At 67.7% G+C, this 22,282-nt stretch carries 19 protein-coding genes; 16 read left to right on the top strand and 3 right to left on the bottom strand.

What is annotated here, in order from left to right; translation table 11 throughout:
• Positions 1 to 595 precede the first annotated feature (595 nt).
• Positions 596 to 1,549, bottom strand: a complete 954-nt coding sequence (corA, locus tag C8267_RS09560) for a magnesium/cobalt transporter CorA (RefSeq protein WP_087362006.1) — start codon at positions 1,547 to 1,549, stop codon at positions 596 to 598.
• A gap of 75 nt (positions 1,550 to 1,624) precedes the next feature.
• Positions 1,625 to 2,401 carry an MqnA/MqnD/SBP family protein gene (locus C8267_RS09565; protein ID WP_087362007.1) on the bottom strand — a complete coding sequence of 259 codons (777 nt, stop codon included), beginning with the start codon at positions 2,399 to 2,401 and terminating at the stop codon, positions 1,625 to 1,627.
• Between the two features lie 1,832 nt (positions 2,402 to 4,233).
• Here C8267_RS09565 and C8267_RS09575 point away from each other — a divergent pair.
• The 14 genes from C8267_RS09575 (at position 4,234) to C8267_RS09640 (ending at position 18,892) form a co-directional block, all read left to right on the top strand.
• Complete coding sequence (locus tag C8267_RS09575) at positions 4,234 to 5,220, top strand: hypothetical protein (protein WP_106634465.1); 987 nt, start codon at positions 4,234 to 4,236, stop codon at positions 5,218 to 5,220.
• Positions 5,217 to 7,589: a hypothetical protein gene (locus C8267_RS09580; RefSeq protein ID WP_106634466.1), complete on the top strand. Its 2,373-nt coding sequence runs from the start codon at positions 5,217 to 5,219 to the stop codon at positions 7,587 to 7,589. The genes C8267_RS09575 and C8267_RS09580 overlap by 4 nt, the downstream gene beginning before the upstream one ends.
• Entirely contained in the window at positions 7,586 to 7,870 is a 285-nt protein-coding gene (locus C8267_RS09585; protein ID WP_087362765.1) for a hypothetical protein, read from the top strand. The genes C8267_RS09580 and C8267_RS09585 overlap by 4 nt, the downstream gene beginning before the upstream one ends.
• The gene (locus tag C8267_RS11180; protein WP_442778182.1) at positions 7,845 to 9,143 is read left to right on the top strand and encodes an ATP-dependent Clp protease proteolytic subunit; all 1,299 of its coding nucleotides are present in this window, start codon (positions 7,845 to 7,847) and stop codon (positions 9,141 to 9,143) included. The genes C8267_RS09585 and C8267_RS11180 overlap by 26 nt, the downstream gene beginning before the upstream one ends.
• A 256-nt stretch (positions 9,144 to 9,399) precedes the next feature.
• Positions 9,400 to 10,389 (top strand): hypothetical protein, encoded by a 990-nt coding sequence (locus tag C8267_RS09595; protein ID WP_087362763.1) that lies wholly within the window; start codon positions 9,400 to 9,402, stop codon positions 10,387 to 10,389.
• 77 nt (positions 10,390 to 10,466) lie between these two features.
• Positions 10,467 to 11,693, top strand: coding sequence for a phage portal protein (locus C8267_RS09600; protein ID WP_087362762.1), 1,227 nt, complete (start codon positions 10,467 to 10,469; stop codon positions 11,691 to 11,693).
• Positions 11,694 to 11,723: 30 nt separating this feature from the next.
• Positions 11,724 to 12,197 carry a DUF6712 family protein gene (locus C8267_RS09605; RefSeq protein ID WP_106634468.1) on the top strand — a complete coding sequence of 158 codons (474 nt, stop codon included), beginning with the start codon at positions 11,724 to 11,726 and terminating at the stop codon, positions 12,195 to 12,197.
• A complete protein-coding gene (locus tag C8267_RS09610) occupies positions 12,172 to 12,612 on the top strand; it encodes a phage holin family protein (RefSeq protein WP_087362760.1) in 441 nt (146 codons plus the stop codon). The genes C8267_RS09605 and C8267_RS09610 overlap by 26 nt, the downstream gene beginning before the upstream one ends.
• Positions 12,609 to 13,022 (top strand): structural protein P5, encoded by a 414-nt coding sequence (locus C8267_RS09615; RefSeq protein ID WP_106634469.1) that lies wholly within the window; start codon positions 12,609 to 12,611, stop codon positions 13,020 to 13,022. Before C8267_RS09610 ends, C8267_RS09615 begins: the two co-directional genes overlap by 4 nt.
• Positions 13,023 to 13,433: 411 nt before the next feature.
• Positions 13,434 to 14,909 carry a ComEC/Rec2 family competence protein gene (locus tag C8267_RS09620; RefSeq protein WP_106634470.1) on the top strand — a complete coding sequence of 492 codons (1,476 nt, stop codon included), beginning with the start codon at positions 13,434 to 13,436 and terminating at the stop codon, positions 14,907 to 14,909.
• Positions 14,906 to 16,057, top strand: coding sequence for a THUMP-like domain-containing protein (locus C8267_RS09625; RefSeq protein WP_106634471.1), 1,152 nt, complete (start codon positions 14,906 to 14,908; stop codon positions 16,055 to 16,057). Before C8267_RS09620 ends, C8267_RS09625 begins: the two co-directional genes overlap by 4 nt.
• 190 nt (positions 16,058 to 16,247) lie before the next feature.
• Entirely contained in the window at positions 16,248 to 17,555 is a 1,308-nt protein-coding gene (locus C8267_RS09630) for a YhjD/YihY/BrkB family envelope integrity protein (protein ID WP_106634472.1), read from the top strand.
• Between the two features lie 36 nt (positions 17,556 to 17,591).
• Positions 17,592 to 18,371, top strand: a complete 780-nt coding sequence (locus C8267_RS09635; RefSeq protein ID WP_317046028.1) for a Rossmann-like and DUF2520 domain-containing protein — start codon at positions 17,592 to 17,594, stop codon at positions 18,369 to 18,371.
• Positions 18,347 to 18,892 carry a KdsC family phosphatase gene (locus C8267_RS09640; RefSeq protein WP_087362756.1) on the top strand — a complete coding sequence of 182 codons (546 nt, stop codon included), beginning with the start codon at positions 18,347 to 18,349 and terminating at the stop codon, positions 18,890 to 18,892. The genes C8267_RS09635 and C8267_RS09640 overlap by 25 nt, the downstream gene beginning before the upstream one ends.
• A 368-nt stretch (positions 18,893 to 19,260) precedes the next feature.
• On the opposite strand, the gene galE is transcribed toward C8267_RS09640, so the two are convergent.
• A complete protein-coding gene (gene galE, locus C8267_RS09645; RefSeq protein WP_087362755.1) occupies positions 19,261 to 20,298 on the bottom strand; it encodes a UDP-glucose 4-epimerase GalE in 1,038 nt (345 codons plus the stop codon).
• A gap of 499 nt (positions 20,299 to 20,797) precedes the next feature.
• Between galE and C8267_RS09650 the strand changes: the two genes are divergently transcribed.
• Both C8267_RS09650 and C8267_RS09655 read left to right on the top strand, forming a co-directional pair.
• Complete coding sequence (locus C8267_RS09650) at positions 20,798 to 21,721, top strand: ABC transporter ATP-binding protein (RefSeq protein WP_087362754.1); 924 nt, start codon at positions 20,798 to 20,800, stop codon at positions 21,719 to 21,721.
• A 26-nt stretch (positions 21,722 to 21,747) separates the two neighbouring features.
• Positions 21,748 to 22,275, top strand: a complete 528-nt coding sequence (locus tag C8267_RS09655; RefSeq protein WP_106634473.1) for a hypothetical protein — start codon at positions 21,748 to 21,750, stop codon at positions 22,273 to 22,275.
• Positions 22,276 to 22,282: the final 7 nt, after the last annotated feature.

A 22,282-nucleotide genomic window follows, 5' to 3' on the forward strand; every position in this document is an offset into this window, starting at 1 on the left:
GCGTAGCGGTCTGCAGAAGTGCGTCCGGAACGGAGCGTCCTGGGCGTAGCGGTCTGCAGAAGTGCGTCCGAAGTGGGCGGCCAGAGTGAAGGCGGCCTGAGAGGGAGCAGCCTGTGCGGGGATGTTCCGGGCGGAGAAGGTCTGCGCAAGCGGGTTTTGAGTGCGGAGAGGAACCGTTGTCGGCATCCGGGCCGGAGGTTCGGGTCGGGTGTATTTTTCGTCCGGGGCTAAACCGGGCGGCGGCACGCTTTTCCGCCGCCTCGATGCAGGCAGAGGGCGCAGGCCGCGGCAGGGTGCGGGCATCAACGGACCCCCTCCGGCGCCAATGGACCCTACGGACCAACGGACCAATGGACCCGACGGACCCGACGGAGCAGGCCCGACAGACAAAATCGGCGAGCGGCCGGAGAACAGCCCGTGGAACGACCGGCCAACGACCTGCTGAACAGCTTGAAAACCGGACAAAACAGGCGGGATGTCGGCAAACGGTCGGCGGAGCAGCCGGCCAACGACTGGCCAAACAGACAAACGAAGAGACAAAAACAGACGAGGGACCCGTCGCACGACGGGTCCCTCGTCTGTTCGGTTCGGCTCTCTACAGCCACTTCTTGAAGCGGAAGAAGAGAATCGTCAGCGCTGAGCAGAGCACCATGAGCGCCAGCGCGAAGAGGTAGCCGTAGTCCCAGCTCATCTCGGGCATGAACTTGAAGTTCATGCCGTAGATGGAGGCGATGAGCGTCGCGGGCATGAAGATGACGGCCGCCACCGAGAATATCTTGACGATTTCGTTCTGCTCGATGTTAATCAGACCCAGCGCCGCATCCTGGATGTAGTCGAGTCTCTGGAAGCTGAAGTCGGCGTGGTTGATGAGCGAGTTGACGTCCTTAATCATCAGCTGCAGCCGCGGGTAGATATCGCTCGGGAAGCGTTCCGAGCGCAGAATGCCCGAGAGGACGCGCTGGCGGTCGAAGATGTTCTCGCGCAGCGACATGGTGCTCTCCTGCAGGGCGCTGATGCGGTGCAGCACCGCCTTGTCGATGGCATCCTCCGAATTGATGTCCTTCGAGAGGGTGCCTACCTGCTTGGAGACCAGCTCGACCAGGTCGGCGTCGAAGTCGATGCGCACCTCGAGCAGCGAGATGAAGACGTGGTAGCCCGTCGAGTAGCTGCGGTAGTTCATCTGCAGCCGCTTCTCCGTCTCGCGGAAGGTGCGGAACTCGGCGTTGCGCACCGAGACCAGCACGCCCTCGTTGGAGATGATGAACGAGACGGGCTCGACGAGGAACGACTCCCCCGTCGGAACGAAGAAGTTGGAGTTGGAGATGATGGCGTTTTCCGTCTCGGAGTACTTCGACGTCGACTCAATCTCCTCGACCTGCTGTTTGGTCTGGAGGCTGATTTCCATGAAGTTCTCCACGGCCTTCTGCTCCTTGATGGTCGGCAACAGCATGTCAATCCACAGAATGTCGTCGTAACCCAGGTCGTCGAAGAGCTTGGTGTCGGCGTTGCGGATGATTTTGTTGTATTGCTTGAGGTAGATGGTAATCATTGTGGCTCCCGTTTAGAAATTGCGTAATCCGTATCGGCAAATCGGGCGGTGCTCAGGCGGCACCCGTTGCTACCTTCAGCCGGGATTGGTCCGCAGCGCGTTCTTCACGCCGGAGGACCACAATCGTTTGAGAGCCTTGTGTTTCTCGAGGTCGAACAGGTAGTCGACCTCCGAGGAGAGATGTTCGTAGATTTCGAGCAGCGCCTCGTCGGGAACCGATTCGCGCACCGCCTCGAAGGTGTGCTCCAGTCCGAAGGTGAGGGCATACTCCAGCGCCTCGATTTGGAGCAGGTCGGTCCCCTTGCGGGCGACCCAGACGCCCAGCGCCACGGGCAGCTGCTCGGTGGCGCACCACTCGCCCGTGAGGTCGGTCACGTGGGTGAAGAGCCCCTCGGCGTCGGCGGCCTTGCCTCCGCCCAGCACGAAGCCGTCGCCCGTTTCGACGCGGAAGAGCAGCTCGGAGTCGTCGAGCGGAACATATTTGGGGGTGAGTCCCCAGCGCTTGCCCAGCAGGTAGGCGGCCAGATGGGCGGCCGTGGGCGACTGGGGGTCGAGGAAGAGGCGACGGAGTTCGCGCGGGGGGTCGTTGCTCAGCAGCAGCGCCGAGCGCGACGGGCCGGTGGCTCCGACGCAGTATTCGGTGACGATGTCGGCGTCGTGAAGGTCGGGCACGAGGGCGGCCGGAACGAGGGCCAGGTCGGTCTCCCGTTCGGCAAAGAGTTCGGCGCAGCGCTCCGGTGTAGCCGCCAGCAGCTCGCCGACGCGGAAGTCAGGAGCGTGCCGGATGCCATAGATGAAGGGGAGCGCGTCGGGATACGACGCTACGGCGATATGGGGTACTGTGACCATCATCCATGGGTTGTGAGCAATTGGTTCAACACGCAAAGGTAAGCAAAAATCGGAAGTTTATTCCACATTTTCGAGAAAATCTTGCCCGACCTCTTGACAAGGGGGGTGTCGGGGTTGTATATTTGCCGTGTAATCCACAGTCGGCCGCCTCCGTTCGGGAGGTTATCAACATCGCCAATCGGTTGATTCATAGAGTTACGGCCGAAGTTATCAACCCATTTCAACAGCTTTCGACACTTTATCGACACATTGTCGACACTTCCCTCCCCCTCGGGCGCACCGCCGCTCCGGTTTACAGCCGCGCCGCAGCATTGTTCCATCGGTTCACAGCCGCACCGCTACCCGGTTTCCCGCTGCACCGCTCACCGCAGCACCGTTTTATTTGCATCGCTCCGCCGTTTTCCCGCCGTGCCACAGCATTGCCGTCCTGCTTTTCGCTGTACCGCTTCTCTGTTGCACCGAAGCATCTCTGTCTTTTTCCCGCTTTACCGCGGCACCGCTTTACCGCTGCTCCGTTTCATCTCTGTACAGCGGCATTGCTCCACCGGTCTTCCCTTCGCGGCTCTGCCGCTTCGCCGCTTCGCCGGTTTCGGCCCCTTCTGCTCGAAAACCCTTTCCTGCTCTTTGTTTTTCCTTTTCCGGGATGCCTCTCCCCCCCCCTTTCCCGGGATGTCTGTCTGCCCGGCGTCGGCTCCGGCCGGCTACCCGGAGGCCTCGGCAACGGAGCCCCCGACGCGGCGGCAGCTCTCCGCTCCGCACCCGAAATCCCGTTCCACATCTTGGCTCGGGCGATTCCACCCCCGGCGGTCGAATCGCGGCCCCTGCGGCTCAGCCGCACCGGAACGCAGGATGGAGGGGCGGGGCGTCGGAGGGGTAAGAGGCGCCGGAGCGGTAGAGGAGAGGAGGAGGACATGAAGGGGGAGGAAAGGGGAAAAGGTGCGGTGGGGACCCTGACGTGGAGGGGTGGGGCGACCCTCCCGGGGAGGAACTCCGGCGGGCCGAGGCTCGGGCGGACCGGACCTTTGACGGGCCGAGCCCCGGATGAGCCGGGACCTTGATGGAACGGCCCTTAGGCTGACCGGGGGAGGGTGACCGAACGAACCCTTGACAGGCCGAGACCCGGGCGGGCCGGACCTTGACGGGGTGCGACTCTCTCGGGGAGGAACTCCGGCGGGCCGAGGCTCGGGCGGGTCGGGACTTGACGGGCCGAGCCCCGGATGAGCCGGGACCTTGACGGAACGGCCCTTTGCTGACCGGGGGAGGGTGACCGAACGAACCCTCGACGGGCCGAGACCTTGACGGAACAGCCCTTTGGCTGACCGGGGGAGGGACCGAACGAACCCTCGACAGGCCGAGACTCGGGCGGGTCGGGACTTGACGGGGTGCGACTCTCTCGGGAAGGAACTCCGGCGGGCCGAGGCTCGGACGGACCGGACCCTTGACGGGCCCTTTGGCTGACCGGAGGGGTTGTCCGAACGAACCCTTGACGGATCGAGACCCGGACGGGCCGGGACCTTTACCATTACCATCTTTTTCAGTCCGGCCTTGCCATCCCTTCCACTCTTTCACCCTTCCGTTCGGCCGCCCTGCCGCCCACCCGACCGTCCGCCCGCCTAACTGCCCAGGCCGCCTCTTCGGCCGCCCCACCCGTTCTCCCGCCCCGGGCCCAAACCCCGGCGCCCAACCCCGGGCCCAACCCCGGCGTCCAACCCGGCGTCCAAAGCTCGATGCTCAACCCCCGGCGCCCGACCCCCCGACCCCCCCCGGGTCCAACCCGGCGCCCTTCCCCGGACCCCATCTGCACCCTATCCCGAAAAACCAACACACCACGCGATATGATACAGTTTACGCAACTTCCCGAAAACAATGCGCCGCTCGGCGGCGAACTGCGCTGCATCTTCGAACTCGATGATGTGAGCGGCGAGGCCGAAGACCATCTTCTGCAGCTGCTCGATGCTCGGACGGGCAACACCCTCGCCACGCGGCGCTATGCCCGCTGCTTCGGCGGGTCGGCCGACATCGCCCCCATGCTCCGCCCGCAGGCCTGCTTCACCCCCGCCGCGGGGTCGACCGGATTCTTCGACGACGAGGTCCGGACGGTTCAGATTGTGGTGCGGGCCGACGATGCCCGCTCCGACGCCCTCCTCTTCCTGCCCGTGGGCGGGGTCTCGGCGCAGGAGGCCGGCAAGGCCGTGGCCCCCGGGCTGCGGACGACGATGCCCCTCTGCCGCCTCATCTCCCCCGTCGAGTGCGAGGAGCTCACCCTCTTTGCCGAAGAGCCCCTCCGCGTGACGGTGACGGCCCATATGGGGGGCGAGCGGACCGAGAGCAGCAGCTACCTCTCGACGCACGGCGGCTGGCAGCTCTTCCGGCTCAACATGAACGACCTGTCCGAAGAGACGGTGCGCGTGACGGTCGAGGCGGGCGAGTGGGGCACGGTGACCTACTCCGTGGCGCCGGCACCCCACGGAAGCCGCCGTCTGGCGTGGCGCAGCGCGGCGGGCTCCGTCGAGCACTACACCTTCCCCTTCGAGACGGTCGTGGCCAAGCAGACGGTCAAGGAGCGCGTCTACGGCGCCGCGGGCCACGAGGTGGTGCGTATCACCTCGGAGCGCCTCGTGACGCTCCGCTCGGCCTTCGAGCGGGAGGAGGTGATGGAGGCGCTCGCCGGCATCGTCTCCTCGTCGCAGGCCTGGCTGCTCTGCGGGGAGGAGTACCTGCCCGTCGACGTGGTCACCAGCGAGGTGGAAATCAACCACCACGGCACCTACGACGCGCTCGAGGTTGCGATTCGTCCCACCCGTAAGGAGGTTGCGCTATGAGTTCCGAAATCCGTATCGATGACCAGCCCTGCGACCTGAACGGTACGCCGCAGCTCCGCCCCGGATTCGATGCCGCGGCGCTTGCCGACCCGGCGACCGCCCGCGAGGGCTCCTCCATGGAGCTGCTGCTGCCCCGCTCGCCGCGCAACGACCGCCTGCTGGGCGACGCCTATGCGCCGCAGGGTACGCGCACCTTCAACCTCACCACGCGCCGCGTCGACATCGAGTGGAAGGGGGCGCTCCTCTTCAGCGGTACGGCGCGCCTGCTCTCGTGCGGCCCCGAGGGCTACCGCCTCGAGCTGCGCGACGGGGCGCCGCAGTGGGCCCGCAGCGCCGCGCTGGGAATGCTCCGGACGCTGCCCGTCTCCTTCCGCATGCAGCTCACGCCGGTCGACATCTGCGCCGGATGGAGCGACTCCTCGGCGGTGAAGTTCTTCCCCGTGGTGCGCGACGACTACCCCAAGCAGAGCTCCGGAACGGGGCTCTATCCCGCCGAGCGGCTCCTCTCGGTGGACGACTACCACCCCTTCCTGCAGCTGGCCCCGATGGTCGAGGCCATCTTCACCGGGGCGGGCTACACGGTCGAGAGCCGCTTCCTCGAATCGGAGTTCTTCCGCTCGCTCTACATGAGCGGCGCCTACACCTCGCACGACACCTCGCTCCTGCAGAAGCGCATGGGCTTCTTCGCCCGCCGCCTCAGCACCGCCCGGGCGCAGGCCGACTCCCTGGGACGGGTCTACGCCGACCCCTACCGCACGCAGTACAGCGTGGGCAACATCGTCGAGACGGCCCAGCCGCAGAGCGTCGACGAGGACGGCGAGCCGCTGGGCGAGCAGCTCTTCAACAACGGCGGCTGCTTCCGCCAGGAGGATGGCGGCATCGTCTTCCGCCCCCTGAGCGAGGTGACCGTCGGCTTCGAATACTTCCTCCGCTACACGACCGAGCACCGGATTCTGGACCGCAACCGCCTCACGGGCTTCGATTCGCTCTACCTGGGGACGGGGAGCCGGCTGCAGTTCTCGCTGGCCAACCGCTTTGTGGACCGGCGCAACAACCTGAGCCCCAACTACGAGTATCTGGTGGTAGTCTTCGGCCACAAGGAGGGGGCCGAGTACCGGCTCACCTACGTCACCGGGGGCAAGTCGCAGACCTGGTGCGAATTCTCGGGCCGCACGGCCAAGGTCTCCACCCCTCCGACCGGCTCCTTCTCGAACCCCATGCTCATGCGCCGGGGTCTGAACGTCTGGATAGAGTACACGCTCGACTGGGCGCTCTACGACGGCTACCTCGAGGAGCGGGGCACCACGACCGTCGAGCTGCGGGTGAGCTCGACGCCCGTCACCGCTTCGCCCACCTCGCCCGTGCGCTTCGACACAATCTTCTTCCAGGGCGCCGAGCCGGGAATGACCCTCACGCTCGACAAGGAGTGCTCGATGCGCCCCCTCTTCTCAGGACGTCCCGGCTACGACGAGCTGCTCGAATTCGGCGACGTGGCGCGCCACGAGGTGCGGCAGATGGAGCTGCTGCAGGCCGTCGGACACCTCTTCAACCTGCGCTTCTTCACCGAGGAGCCCTCGCGGCGGGTCTGGATTGAACCGGCCGACGACTTCTACGGCGCGGGGCCCGATGCCGACTGGCGCTCGCGGACCGACTTCTCGGAGCCGGTCGAGTTCGAGGAGCTCTCGCCCGGATTCCACGAGCGGCGCACGTGGTGCTACGCCGCCGCCGAGGGGGCCGTGGCCCGAGCCGACGAGGAGTCGGGCGAGGAGTTCGGCGCCTGGAGCTACGAGATGACCAGCCGGGCCACGAAGATGGGTGAGGAGCGGCTGCGCAACCCCCTCTTTGCACCGGTCTTCAGCGTGAAGGGTTACTACGCCAATGCCGCCTCGGCCTCGCTGCTCCAGGTGGGCGACCGCGACGCCGAGGTGCCCGACGGCAACATCGCCCCCACGGTGGTGCGCTACTGCGGCCTCCACTCGCTGCCCGAGGGCGAGCGGTGGGGATTCCCCTACGAGCAGGCCGAGTACCCGCTGGCGGCCTTCAACCATGCGGGCGATGACGAGACGGAGCCCTTCACGCTCACCTTCGGCGACCTGGAGGGGGCCGAGGGGCTGCGCAGCCGCTACCTCGCCCAGAGCGAAATCGAGGACCTCCGCCAGCGCATCACCCTCACGCTGAGGCTCGAACCCCACGAATATGCGGCGTTGTTCACCCCCGGGACGGGGATGCCCGACATCCGCTCGCGCTTCCGCCTGGATACGGGCGCGGGCGAGGTGGTCGCCATCCTCGAGGCCGTCGAGCGCTACGACCCCGAGCGGTCGTCGGCCCGCTGCCGCTTCATCCGTCTGATGGAGGACGGCCTGCGATGAGCGGTGAGGAACGGCTGGTGGGGATGCTCGCCCGGGAGCTCCGCGGACGGAGCCCCGAGGAGGCGGCGCGGCGTCTGCTTGCGCGGGGGCTGGTCGCCCGCGGGGCCTGCGAGCGGTGGCTGCTCCGCGAAGAGGTCGAGCGGCGCATCGCCGCGGGTGCGGGGTGCTGCGAGGCGATGGAGGCCGTGGCCGTGGAGCTCGCCTGCTCCTATGGAAAGGTACGCAACTGTTATTATCAAACTTTCAAAAGTAACCATGATGAAATCGGAAATTCGGATTAGAAACAGCGCCGACGTCTGCTACATCGACATCGAAGGCAACATCGGCGTGCCGGAGGAGTGGCAGTTCGACGACCCCGGAGCGCGGGTGGCCACCTACGAGCGGTTCCGGGCCGCCGCGGCGCGCATCGCCGCGCTGGAGGCTGCCGAGGTGGTGGTCTCGATTCGCTCGACGGGCGGCGACGTGAACGACGCGCTGCTGATTTACGACGCGCTGCGCACCCTGCCGGGACGCATCACCACCCGCTGCTACGGCTACACGGCCTCGGCCGCGACGCTCATTGCGCAGGCCGCCTCCGAGGGGCGGCGCGAGATTGCCGCCGGGGCGCTCTACCTGATTCACAACTCGGAGTGCTCGGTCGAGGGCAACGTCGCCGAGCTTGAGGCCCGCATCGGGCTGCTGCGCAAGACCGACGAGCGGCTGGCCGAAATCTATGCCGTCCGTTCGGGCCGTCCGGCTGCCGAATTTGCGGCGCTGATGGCCGAGAACAACGGCTCGGGACGCTGGCTCTCGCCCGAGGAGGCGGTGGAGGCGGGGCTGGCCGACCGCGTCATCGGCGCCGAGGTAGGCAACCCCTCGGAGGGGAGTGCCGCCGGGGGTGAGGAGCTCTACGGCTTCGACGGCTCCGACGGCTCCGACGGTCCCGACGGCGCTGACGGCTCCGGCTCGGATGCGGCTGCGGGCTCGGCCGTGGCTGCTGCGGGCGGTGAAGCCTTCGGCGGCGGGCCGCGGCGGAGCGGACTGCCCGAGGGACTGGTCCGCTGGGTGCGGCAGACGCTCCGCAGCTGGCGGGAGCGCCTCACGACGGAGCATCGCACGGCTGCGGCAAAGGCCGCGCCGCAACACTCCGCATCGCAGCATCCGGCGCCGGGCGGTCCGGCGGAGCAGCACCCCGCGCCGGGCGGCTCTGCTGAGCCGGTTCTGCCCGAGGCCTCGGCCGCAGCACCCGCATCGGAGGCGGCACCCGGAGCAGGAGGCTCTGCGGCGCTCTTCCCGTCGGAGGCGGCGCCCGCTTCGGAGGGTACTGCCGCAGCCCCCGCGCCGGAGGGTCCTGTTGCAACCCCTACGTCGGCAGTTCCTGTGTCGGCGGCGGTGCAGCCCTCGGAGCGCATTCCGCAGTCGATGCGGCGCTCGGTGCTGGCGCTGCGGGAGGCGCAGCTGCGCGTCGAGCTCACGCGGGTGCGTCCCGTCGAGGACCCCTCGTGCCGCGAGCGGCTCCATACGGCCAACGAGCGGGCCTATGCCGAGGATGCCCGTTCGTTCGCCAAGAGCTGACCCCTTGCGGGCGGGAGCGTCGGGTCGTACCCCTCTGCCGGCCCGGCGGCCCCCCCCCTCCCGGCCGCTCCGGCGGAGGCCCGGGGTCCCTTCCGCCGGCCGGAGACCTTCCTCCGACGCCCCCCTTCTCTTCCGTCAACTTTCCCCTCTCTGAACTGAAAAAAGGCGACTCCGGGATGCCGCCTACCGCGGAGCGCGGCCCCCGAAGCACCTCACGAACAATCAACCCTTTAACCATCTAAAAACACAGTTTGCCATGAGTTTTCTCGAAAACCCCAAGCAGTACACGGGCCAGGAGCTCGAAACCATCTTCTTCCGTCCGATGCTGAGCGGCCCTTCGGCCCAGGAGCTGGGCGTGCGCATCCTCTACAACATGCCGGTGCCGACGACCGTCCAGTTGTGGGACGGCCGCCGCGACATCCTCCAGAAGTACACGGCCGCCGGCTGGAGCGGCGGCGAGACGGCCCACCGCTACCAGAAGACCATCCAGCTCAGCCGCGTGAAGGCCGAACTGGGCTTCTCGGCCGCCGACTACTTCGCGCAGGTCTACGAGCTGATTGCCGCCCGCGCCGACGTCAACATGGAAGACCTGACGGGCACCGAGCTCGAGCAGGCCGAGACGACGCTCTTCAAGCAGGCCGTGGCCGAGGGCATCCGCGCGACGATGTGGATGGGTGACTCGGCCGGCGAGGCGGGGCTCAACACCTTCGACGGCTTCCTCAAGGCGCTCACCGCCTTCGCCGCAAGCGAGGAGGAGGAGGACATCCACACCTTCTCCTACACCTCCTCCGAGCTGGCTGCGCCCGAAGATGCCGTCGAGCTCTTCGACCGCCTGTGGAACGAAGCCGACTGCCGCTTGCAGGACCTCAAGGCCGAGGGGCAGCTCGCCTTCTTCGCCACGTCGGACATCTGCCACCTCTACGAGAAGTACCTCGACTCGAAGGGCGCCGACGCCTCCTACATCGACACGGTCAACGGCCGCCGCACGCTCGCCTACCACGGCATTCCTGTGGTCGACGTCCGCCTGGGTGCCTACCTCGCCGACTCGACCTATCCCAAGTCGTTCTGCCTGCTGACCGACCGCCGCAACCTGGTGCTGGCGGTCAACACGGCCGACTTCCCCGGCACCGAAATCCGCATGTGGTACAACCCCGACCTGATGGAGAACCGCCAGCGCGCCACCTTCATGGCCGGATGCGACATCCTCGACGAGACGATGCTCTCCTACGCCTGGCAGCAGGCCTGACCAACCGCGGCCGACGGCGGGGGCCCTCCCCTCGGGGGGCGCCCCGCCGCCTCCGCACAACGACTGAACATTGAACCATGAAGAAAAAGAAGTGCAATCCGAAAACGGCGCTTGCCGTCACGGGGCGCGGCGAGCCCGAGCCGCTCTTCGGCGGCGGGCGCATCCAGAGCGACCGCTTCTGGCGCTGGGGCGACGACAACCTCTTCCCCGAGGCGCTGGCCCTCATGGCGCGCCGCTCGACCACCCATCGCCGCATCATCAACGACAAGGCCGACTACATCTCGGGCAAGGGGGTCATATGCGACGCCTCCTCGCCGCTGCTGCAGGCCTTCGTCGAGCGGGTGAACGGCCAGGGCGAGAGCCTCCGCGGGCTGCTCAACCGGCTGGCGCTCGACAAGGCGCTCTTCGGCAACGCCTTCCTCGAGGCGGTGACCGACGAACGCCACACGCTGCTGGCGCTCTACCACCAGGACGCCTCGCGCTGCCGCCTGGCCCGCGACTCGGCCCACGTGCTGCTCCACCACGACTGGAGCGCCTTCCGCCCCTCGGAGGCGCGCACGCTGCCCCTCTACCCCCTCTACGAGCGGCAGGAGGACGGCACGCTGCGCACCATGGTCCACTACAAGGACTACGAGCCGACGTTCGCCCACTACGGCGTGCCGCCCTACATCGCCGGCTTCGACGTCTCGGCCATCGCCTACAAGACCGACCGCTGGAACATCTCGCGGCTCGACAACTCGTTCCAGCTCTCGGGCGTCATGATGCTCGACGGCGCGGTCGACAGCGAGGCCGAGGCTGAACGCATCGTGCGCACGGCCGAACGCAAGTTCGCCGGGCGGCCCGGGCAGGTGATGTTCGTCATCAAGGAGGGCGACGAGAAGGACCACTCGCAGTTCATCCCCATCGCCTCGCAGAACGAGGGCGACTGGAAGGCGCTCCACGAGCAGGCCGTCTCGGACATCGTCGTGGCCCACTCGTGGTTCCGGACGCTGAGCGGCCTGGACTACGCCGGGGGCTTCAACGCCGAGCGCATCCTCCACGAGTACGAGGTGGCGCTCAACACGGTCATCCTCGGCGAACAGGCCGAGCTGCTCGAACCCGTGCGCAAGCTCATCGGCGAGGTGCTGGGGCTCGACGCCTCGTCGGTCGAAATCGTCAACCGCCCGCCAACCCGCTCGAAACCCATCTACATGAAGGTGTGGGAGGCGCGCAAGGCCGACGGCCTGGAGTACGACCCCGGGGATGCGCGCCAGCAGCAGTTCCTCTCGGAAATCACCAAGTACAACATCCGGAGCATCGACTGATGCCCGGCTCCGTAAAACCCTCACACGACCATGAATACGCTCATTACCGCACGGCAGGTTGCGGAGCTCGCCTTCGATGCGGGCGAATTCCTGCCGCCCGGAGCCGTCACCGAGGCCGACATCGCGGCCGCCGAGGAGCGCTTCCTGCTCCCGGTGGTCGGACGCCCCCTCTGCGACCGGCTCCGCGAGGGGGGCTACCCCCAGCTGCTCGACGACTACGTCGCCCCGGCGCTGGCGGCCTGCGTCCGCCTCTCGGTGCAGCCGATGCTCGACATCCGCACGGGCCCCTACGGCTCGACGGCACCCCGCTCCGACTGCTTCGAACCGGCCGACGAGGAGCAGTGCTCGGCCCGGCTCCGGGCGCTGCGCCGCCGCGCGCGGACGCTGCTGCACCGCATGTCGGAGTGGCTCGACGCCCACGCCGGCGAACACCCCGAATACCAACCCCGCGAAAACATCTTCAAACGCTGCACCATCGATGGAAACCTTGTTCAGATTCATTAGCGGCACGCTGACGGCCGTCGCCTCGCTCTTCGCCCCCGTCGGTCCGCTCGTGGCCTGCGTCACGCTCTTCATCGGGGTCGACTTCGTGACGGGCGTGGCGGCCGACCGCGCCGCCGCCCGGCGCGAGGGGCGCGTGTGGTACTTCGAGAGCTGCGAGGCGTGGCGCACCGTGCGCAAGCTCTCGCTGGTGGTGGTCTCGGTGGGCATGGCCTGGCTGCTGGACTGCTGCGTGCTGGACTTCCTGCATCTGCGTCTGGCCAACCTGCTGACGGGCTTCGTCTGCGGGGTGGAGATGTGGTCCTTTCTGGAGAATGCCGCCCAGTTGTCGGATGCGCCCCTTTTCCGGGCCATGCGCCGCGTGCTCCACCGTCGGCTGCACGAGGGCTCCCGCGGCGGGAAGGGAGGTGTGCGATGAGCCGCGGCATGAGCAACTGCAATCCGGGCAACATCCGCCGCTCGCGGACCCGCTACAAGGGGGAGGTGCGCCCCTCGCGCGACCCCGAATTCAAGCAGTTCGCATCGCTCGAGTGGGGCTACCGGGCCATCTTCGTGCTGCTGCACACCTACCGTGTGCGCTACGGGCTCGGGAGCCTCGACGGGATGATTGCCCGCTGGGCCCCGCCCTCGGAGAACCGCACCGACCTCTACCTCCGCTTCGTGGCCGAACGGACGGGGCTGAAGGCCGACGAGCCGCTCGATACCTCGTGCCGGGCGACGATGCTCCCCCTGGCGGCGGCCATCTCGCTTATGGAGAACGGGGTGGAGGCGCCGCGCGAGACGCTCGAACGGGGCTGGGAGCTCTTCCGCGCCGATTTTCCCGCATAGACGGGGCTTCCGGCCGGGGGCGGCTTTCCCGCATAGGCGGGGCGGGGCTTTCGGCCGTGTTGCGCCTCGGCCGGGCTCCGGGGGTGCGGTTTTCCCGCGTAGGCGGGGCTTCCGATGGGGTCGGTTTCCCTGTGTTGGCGGGGCGGGGCTTCCGGCCGGGCCGACCTCCTCCGAACGAAGCCCGGGCCGTTCCCCGGAAGCCTCCCCGCTCCCGGAACTCCTTCCCGGAATTCACCTGTCTCCGGAGACCCTTGCCCCCCCAAAAATCTCCCCACGCTCGAACCGTTTACCCGAAGATTCTGTCCGTCCGTGGACCGTCGGCGCCCTTTTGGAGGAGCCGGTGGAGGAAACGGCACTGAAAAGGGGTCGTGCAGAGCCATCCGCGCGCCCTTTTTTGGTATCTTTGTCCTCGTGAAACTGCGCTATCTTGGTGAACGGCTCGAGGGGCTCCCCATGCTGCGGGCGCTGCTGCCTGTGGTGGCGGGCATCCTCACGGCAATGCATTTCGCACTGCCGCTGTGGCTCCTCGTCGGGGGCTTCCTGCTTTGCGGCGCGGCGGCCCTGCTGCTGCGCTCGCCGCTCCATGCGGCGGCGATGCTCTTCCTCTTCGGTGCCGGGGCGGTCGAGGTGCACGGTCCCGTGCGGCAGCTGCCCGCGGGTCGGAGCCTGCTCTGCACGGTGAGCATCGGGGAGTTCCCCACGGTGCGGGGCCGCACCTGTTCGGCTGCGGCCCGGGTTCATGCGTGGCGCGACGAGGCGGGGCGATGGCACCCGGCCGATGCGCTGGTGATGCTGCGGGCCGACACGGCGCTGCACCTCGGCTCCGGGGAGCGGCTCCTCTGCCGCGGCGTGGTGCGCCCCTTCTCGGGCGGTGCGGCGAGCTACCGCCGTCTGATGGCCTGCCGCGGATATGCCGGCAGGATGTGGCTCCCGAAAGGGGGCGTCGTGGAGTGCTCCGCACCGGCCGACTTCTCGCTCCACCGGGCCGCCGTCGGACGGCTCGCGGAGCTGGGCCTCGAAGGGGAGGCCGCAGCCCTGTGCCGGGCCATGGCCGTGGGCGAGCGGAGCGGCCTGACGCCCGGGCTGCGCGACCGCTACGCCCGCAGCGGCACGTCGCATCTGCTGGCCGTCTCGGGGCTCCACGTGGGGATTGTCTTCGCGGCGGTGAACCTGCTTCTGGGGTGGCTTCCGCTGCTGCGCCGCGGCCACTTGGTGCGCAGCCTGCTGGCGGTGGCCTGCATCTGGCTCTATGCCGCCGCGACGGGATTCGCTCCCAGCACCGTGCGGGCCGCCGTGATGTTCACGCTGCTGCAGGCCTCGCTGGTCTCGAGCTCGGACTACGCCTCGCTCAACGCCCTCTGTGCCTCGGCGCTGCTCATGCTCGCCTGGAACCCCGGATACCTCTTCGACATCAGCTTCCAGCTCTCGTACCTCGCCGTGGCGGCCATCATCCTCTGGGGCGTGCCCCTCTGTCGCCGGCTGCGAAGCCGATGGCGCGGCGTGAACCTGCTGGTCGACAGCGTGGTGGTGAGTCTGGTGGCGACGGTGGCCACGGCGCCGCTCGTCGCCCACACCTTCGGGCTGCTCTCGCTCTCGGGACTGGTGGTCAACCCCGTGGCCGTGCTGCTGGGCGGGGTGGTTGTCACGGGTTCGCTCCTCTGGCTGCTCTTCCCGTTCGGAGTGCTGCGCCCGCTCCTGTCGGCGCTGCTTACGGCCGCCGCCGAGGGGCTCGACGGGCTGGTGGCCGCAGCCGCCGCATGGCGCTGGGGCGCCGTCGAGGTGTCGCTTCCGGGCGGAGCCGCGGCTGCGCTCTATGCCCTGATGGCTGCGGCGACACTCTGGGGCGCATGCAGGAAGCCGAAAAAAACGCTAACTTTGCCGCGATGATGACCCTCGAAGAATACCGTCTGCTCATGGAGCCCGACGTGCGGTGCGCCGTCGAGGCCAACCGCGGCCGCAACCCGCTGGAGGTGGCCCTCGACAAGCACCTGCCCCATGCGGCGCTCGTCGCCACGCAGGTCAAGTACCTCGCCCGCGCCGCCGCGAAGCTCCCCTCGTACGCCGCCGCGGGGTGCATCCTCCCGCCGCTGGCCTTCGAGCAGGCCTCGAGCGAGGCGTGCGCCGCCCACAAGCAAATCGGCGGCGGCCGGCTGCTGGAGCTCACCTGCGGGCTGGGCGTCGACACGCTCTACCTCTCGCGCCGCTTCGAGCGTGTGGTGACGCTCGAACGCTCGGAGGTGCTCGCCGCCGTGGCGCGCGAGAACTTCCGCCGGCTGGGGGTCGGGAACGTCGAGGTGGTGACCGCCTCGGCCGAGGAGTATCTGGCCCGCTGCACCGAACACTTCGACTGGCTCTACGCCGACCCCGACCGCCGGAGCGCCGACGGCCGCAAGCAGCTGCGCCTGGAGGCCTCGTCGCCCGACGTGCTGGCGCTGCTCCCGCGGCTCCGCGAGGTGGCCGACCGCCTCTGCTTCAAGCTCTCGCCGCTGTTCGACGTCGACGAGGCGCTGCGCCTCTTCACCCCCTGCAGCGTCGAGGCGGTCTCGCTGGGCGACGAGTGCAAGGAGCTGGTGGTCCGCATCGACGGCGCTCCGCCGCAGCTTGCGGCAACGGCGCTCGGGCGGGGCGCCTTCGCCCTGCCGGTCGGTGAGCGGGAGGAGCTTCCGCCGGCAGAACCCTTCGAGGCGGAGCGTTACCGCTGGCTGGTGCAGCCCGACGTGGCGCTGCAGAAGTGCCGCCTGGCCCGCCGGGCGCTGGTGGGGGTGGCCGACCTGTGGAGCGAGAACGGATACGGCTTTGCCGTGGAGGAGCCCCGCGGCGTCTTGGGCAGGGTCTTTGCCATCGAACGCATCGAGCCCTTCGACCCGCGCGGCCTGCGCCGCGAGCTGCGGGGCCGTGGCGCCGAGCTGCTCAAGCACGACTTCCCGCTCTCGGGCGAGGAGCTTGCCCGCCGGCTGGGGGTGCGCCGGGGCGGCGGACCGCGTCTGGCCTTCACGCGAATCGAGGGGCGTTTTTGGACAATACGTCTAAAATAGTTATCTTTACGGAGCCTCCGCCCGCCGGACCAGCATCGCGCTGAAAGCCGCGCCGAAACAGCGCTGGACCCGTGCCGAATGCTGCGTCCGCAGCCGGATGCCGCGTCCGGACCCGGACCGAAAACTGCGCCGCACCGAATGCCGCGCCCGGGCCAAAGCCGAAACCGACCAAAACCGACCGAACCAGACCATGAAACTCAAGGAGCTGCCCACATACCTGACCGATACGCTCCTCTCGCGCGAGCCGGGCGAATTCCGCAACCCCGTCATGCGGTGGTTCGTGCGGCAGTACCGCCTGCTCTTCTATACGGCACGGGGGATGCGCGAGCACGACACCTTCGTGCGGAGCGCCGCGCTGACCTTCTACACGCTCATCTCGGTGGTCCCCATCGTGGCGGTCATCTTCGCCGTGGTCAAGGGCTTCGGGCTGGCCGAGGGGCTCGTGCAGGAGCTCTACGGCCTCTTCCCGCGCAACCCCGAGATTGTCGACTACCTGGTCTCGTTCGCCGACAATGCGCTGGCCCGTACGCGGGGCGGCGTGGTGGCCACCGTGGCGCTGGTCATGCTCTTCTGGTCGGTCATCCGCGTCTTCGGCTCCATCGAGAGCGCCTTCAACAACATCTGGGAGGTGAAGGTCACGCGCAGCGTGGCGCGCCAGTGGACCGACTACATCTCGGTGGTGCTCATCGGCCCGCTGCTGTGGATTGTCGCCAACGCGCTGGGCTCCTACGCCGAGGAGCTGCTCGGCTTCCGCGACTCGCTCCCCTACATCCTCCTCTCGAAGGCAGCCTCGGGCGTGCTCATCTGGCTGATGTTCACGCTTCTATACCTGATAATACCCAATACGCGCGTGCGCTTCACGAGCGCCCTGACGGCCGGACTGGTCGCCGGCACGCTCTTCATCCTCTTCCAGTGGGGCTACATCCACGTGCAGCGCTGGATGACCTCCTACAACGCCATCTACGGCAGCTTCGCGGCGCTGCCGCTCTTCCTGCTCTGGCTGCAGTTCTCGTGGGAAATTCTCCTCTTTGGCGGCGAGCTCTCGTTCGCCTACCAGAACATCGCCCGCTTCAGCGAGGAGCGCGAGTCGCTGCGCATCAGCTACGACCAGCGGCGCAAGGTGCTGCTGGCGGTCATGCTGGTGGTCGTGCGCCGCTTCCGCCGCGAGGGCGGGGCGATGGACGTCGAGGAGATTCGCACGCGGATGAACCTCCCGACGCGCATCCTCAACGACGTGCTCTACCAGCTGGTGCAGGCCGGGCTTCTGGTGGCCGTGCGGCGGGGCGACGGCGAGCGCGACGAGGGCTTCGTCCCCGGGCGCGACATCAACTCGCTGACGCTCTACGGCGTGCTGGAGGCGGTCGAGGATGCCGGCCAGACCTCCTTCGCACTCAACGAGAACCGCGAACTGGCGAGCGTCGACCGCGAACTGGAGCGGGTCAAGCAGGTGGCGCGCATGTCGGGCGACAACCTCCGCCTGGTGGATATCCCCGAATAGGGCGGCGGGTGTGCGTCCGGAACGAATCGAACAGAGATGGAACTGAAACGTGTAGTGATTGTCGGCAGCGGAAATGTTGCCGAAGCATTGGCGCGGGCCCTGCCCGCGAGCGGCGTGGAGCTCTGCCAGCTCTTCGCCCGCAATCCGGAGCGCGGCCCCCGTGTGGCGGCGCTCGGCGGTACGACCTGGACGGACGACCCCCGGAGGCTGGCCGCGGCGGACCTCTACCTGGTGGCGGTGAGCGACCGTGCCGTGGGCGAGGTTGCCGCCTCGCTGCCCGTTCCCGCCGGGGCGGTGGTGGCCCATACGGCGGGCAGCGTCCCCCTCGATGCGCTCGGAGGCTTCGCGCACCGGGCGGTCCTCTACCCGCTGCAGACCTTCACGGCGGGGCGCGCCGTCGACTTTGCGCAGGTGCCCCTCTTCATCGAGGCCTCCGACGAGGCCACGCGCGGGGCCGTGGAGCGCTTCGCACGGCGCCTCTCGACGCAGGTATACCCGGCCGACTCGCAGCGCCGTGGCGCCCTCCATCTGGCGGGCGTCCTCGCCTGCAACTTCGTCAACGCGCTCTACACCGCCGGTGAGCGGACCCTCGCCCGCGAGGGGCTCCCCTTCGAGGTGCTCAAGCCGCTGATTGCCGAGACGGCCGCCAAGGCCCTCGCCTCCCCGTCACCCGCCGCCGTGCAGACCGGACCCGCCGTGCGGGGCGACCTGCGGACGCTGGAGCGCCACCGCGCCCGTCTGGCGGGGGATGCGCTGCTGCTCGAAATATACAACTCAATGAGTCAATACATATGGGAAACTTCAAGGAAGATATAGCCCTCACCGAAGCCTTCGTCTTCGACGTCGACGGCGTGATGACCGACGGCTCGATTATGCCGCTGCCGGGCGGTGACTTTCTGCGCCGCTACAACGCCAAGGATGGCTACGCACTGGCCTACGCCGTGCGTCAGGGCTACCGGGTGTGCGTCATCACGGGAGGCCACGGGGCTACGCTCGAGCGGCGCCTTCAGATGCTGGGCGTCAAGGACTTTTATATGGACTGCATGGACAAGATTGCCGTCATGCGCTCCTACTTCGAACGCGAGGGGATAGACCCGGCCCACGTCATCTACATGGGCGACGACATCCCCGACCTGGAGTGCATGCGCATGGTGGGGATTCCGGTTTGCCCGGCCGATGCCGCCTCGGAGGTCATCGAGGCGGCGCGCTACGTCTCCGAATTCAACGGCGGACGGGGGGCCGTGCGCGACATCATCGAGCAGGTGCTCCGTGCGCGGGGCGACTGGGCCCGCTCCTCGATAGGGGTGACCCCCGCCTCGATGGACCCCCAGCGGTAGCGGGGGCGGCTGCGGCTGTTGGAGGAGGATTGTCGGCGGAGTTTGCCGCTGGACGGAGACGGCCGACAGACGGTGGAAAAGGACGCAAGGGCGGCGGAGTACTCTGCCGTCCGGAGGTGTATTGTCCCGGGGCGGAAAAGCAGCGGAGGCGAGCAACAGCGGAACCGGGAGTAAAGCGGAACTAATGCGGAACTAAAAAGAGGGGAGGAAATTCCTGCGAATGGATTTCCTCCCCTCTTCTTAGTTATTGGGTTATTGGGCCGCTGACCGGCGGATTCCGGCGCGGCGGCTTATGCATCTCAGCCCGCGCCGCATCTCAGTCCGCTCCGTGCCCTGAAACATGCTGCGCCTCAGGGCCGTGCCGCGCCTCAGGCCATGCCGCGCAGATGCTTCTCCCAGGCCCAGGCCGAACGGAGCGTGTCGTCGAGCGAACGCTCGGCCTTCCACCCCAGCTCGGTGTTGGCATAGCTCGGGTCGGCCCAGATGGCCACGATGTCGCCCGCACGACGGCCGACAATCCGGTAGTTGAGCTTCACGCCGTTGGCCTGCTCGAAGCGGTGCACCAGCTCGAGCACCGAGACGCCGCGGCCGGTGCCGATGTTGAAGATTTCGTAGTCGGCCTTGCTGCGCCCCTCGACCATGCGCGCGATGGCCGTCACGTGGGCCCGCGCCAGGTCCACCACGTCGATGTAGTCGCGGATGCACGAACCGTCGGGCGTCGGGTAGTCGTCGCCGAAGACGCTCAGACACTCGCGCACGCCGGCGGCCGTCTGCGTGATGTAGGGGACGAGGTTCTGCGGCACGCCGCGCGGCAGCTCGCCGATGAGGGCCGAGGGGTGTGCCCCGATGGGGTTGAAGTAGCGCAGGGCGATGCCGCGCAGCCCGTCGTAGGCCGCCAGCGAATCGCGCAGGATGTCCTCGCACATCTGCTTGGTGTTGCCGTAGGGCGAGGTGGCCGGCTTGCGGGGCGTCTGCTCGGTGACGGGGAGTTTGTCGGCCTCGCCGTAGACGGTGCACGACGACGAGAAGACGATGTTGTGGCGTCCGAACTCGCGCATGAGCCGGATGACGTTCATGAACGAGGTGAGGTTGTTGCGGTAGTACTCCAGCGGCTTGTGGACCGATTCGCCCACCGCCTTCGAGGCGGCGAAGTGAATCACCGAGTCGAATTCATACTCTTCGAAGACCTTGCGGAAGGCCTCGTAGTCGCAGCAGTCGACCTGGACGAAGGGGACCTCGCGTCCGGTGATTTTGCGCACCCCCTCGACGGCGCCCATGTCCGAGTTGGAGAGGTTGTCGACGATGACCACGTCATATCCCGCCTCGATGAGTTCGACCGAGGTGTGCGAGCCGATGTATCCGGCGCCGCCGCTGACCAGCACGCACTTGTTCTTGTTCTGCTCCATAACCGTATAGTTTGATTGATAGTCGCTTGTCTCTCTGTTACCGCCCTCGGCCGGGCCGGTGGGGCGGGAGGGCCGCCGGCGTCTCCGTCTCCGGCCTCTGCCGCCGGGCCCCGCCGTTTGTCCCTTCGCCGACCCCCGTCGTCGGGCTCTGCGGGGCGGCCTCTGTCGGTTCTTCCGGTTGCCTCCGCCGCCGGGTTTGCCGGTTGCCTCTGCCGCCGGGCCCCGCCGGTCCCGTCGTCGGGCTCCCGCGCGGCCGCCTCTTCCGCCCGCCTCCGGTGCCTCCGTCTCCGGTCGCTGCACCGGCCTCAGGCGCCTCCGGGCTGCTGCCGCAAAATTAACGCTTTTCCCCCTACGGCGGCGCGGTCGACGCCCGTTTTTTGAAGCCCGAACCTTCTGTTTTATCGAAAAACGATAAATAATTGTCGATATTTCGGAAATAATCCCTATATTTGCTCGTGATAAACCGTGACGGAACGTCACCCAAAACACTCTTTCCACCATGGACATTCTCAGCGTCGAGCACGTCTCGAAACGGTTTGCCGAACATACGGCTCTGGACGACGTCTCGCTCTCCATCCCCAAAGGTTCGGTCTACGGCCTGCTGGGCCCCAACGGCGCCGGCAAGACGACGCTCATCCGCATCATCAACCGCATCACGGCCCCCGACAGCGGCCGCGTCCTCTTCGACGGGCGCGACATCGCCCCCGAAGATGTCCGCCGCATCGGCTACCTGCCCGAGGAGCGCGGCCTCTACAAGAAGATGAAGGTGGGCGAGCAGGCCCTCTTCTTCGCCCGCCTCAAGGGGCTCTCGCGCCGCGAGGCGACCGCGCGGCTGAAGGAGTGGTTCGCCCGCTTCGGGATTGAGAACTGGTGGGACAAGCGCGTCGAGGAGCTCTCGAAGGGCATGGCCCAGAAGGTGCAGTTCATCGTCACGGTGCTGCACCGCCCCGAGCTGCTGATTTTCGACGAGCCCTTCTCGGGCTTCGACCCCATCAACGCCAACCTGCTCAAGGAGCAGATTATGGCGCTGCGCGACCAGGGGGCGACGGTCATCTTCTCGACCCACAACATGTCGTCGGTCGAGGAGGTGTGCGACCACATCACCCTCATCAACAAGTCGCACAACATCCTCTCGGGGCGCGTCGACGACATCCGCCGCCGCCACGGCAACAACATCTTCGAGCTCTACTACCGGGGCGACGAGGCGGCGCTGCGCGAGGCGCTCGCCCCGCTGTGCGAGGTGCTGGGCGCGGCCGACGAGCCGACGGCCGACTACTCCTCGCTCAAGCTCCACGTCGACGACGACGCCCGCGTGCGCGAGGTGATTCGCCGCGCCAACGAGGCGGTCGAGCTCCGCTCCTTCACCGAAATCATCCCCTCGATGAACGATATCTTCATCCGGGCGGTCAACGGCACGCTCTGAGCCGCCGCCCGAAAAACCCTCCGGCCATGAAAGCACGAATCCGAAACGCCCTCCGCCGCACGCTGCTTGCGGCTACCGTACTGCTTCTGCTGGGCTGCCTGCTCACGGGCGAGCGCCCCGACGGGAAGCTCTGGCTCGCCGTCGTCCTGCTGCTGGTGACCCACCTGCTCTCGCTCCGGGAGTCGCTGCGCGCCCCGCAGTCCGACGACGGGGCGGGACAATCCGCCGGCACCGCCTCCAAAACGACCGCCGCAGCACCCTCCGCCGGCAACCCCTCTGCCGGAACTCCGGCCGGCACCTCCGACGCCTCTGCTGCCGCTCCGGCCTCCGCGGGGGCCGCACGCCGCGACGAGTCGGCGCGCCCGGCTTGGCGCCGCAGCCTCACGGCGCCCCAGATTACGGGGCTGCTCCTCTTCGTCATCTCGGTCAACGAGGCACTGGCCTGCCTGCGCCTGATGGCCCGGGGCGGCGAGACGGCGCTGCCGCTGGCCCTTGCCGTGCTGCTCTCGGCGGGCGGCCTGTGGTATCTGGTGAGCCACGGAAAACAAGCATAGGAACACA

This window comes from Alistipes sp. Marseille-P5061 (assembly GCF_900290115.1).
In the GTDB taxonomy this organism is placed as follows: Bacteria; Bacteroidota; Bacteroidia; order Bacteroidales; family Rikenellaceae; genus Alistipes; species Alistipes excrementigallinarum.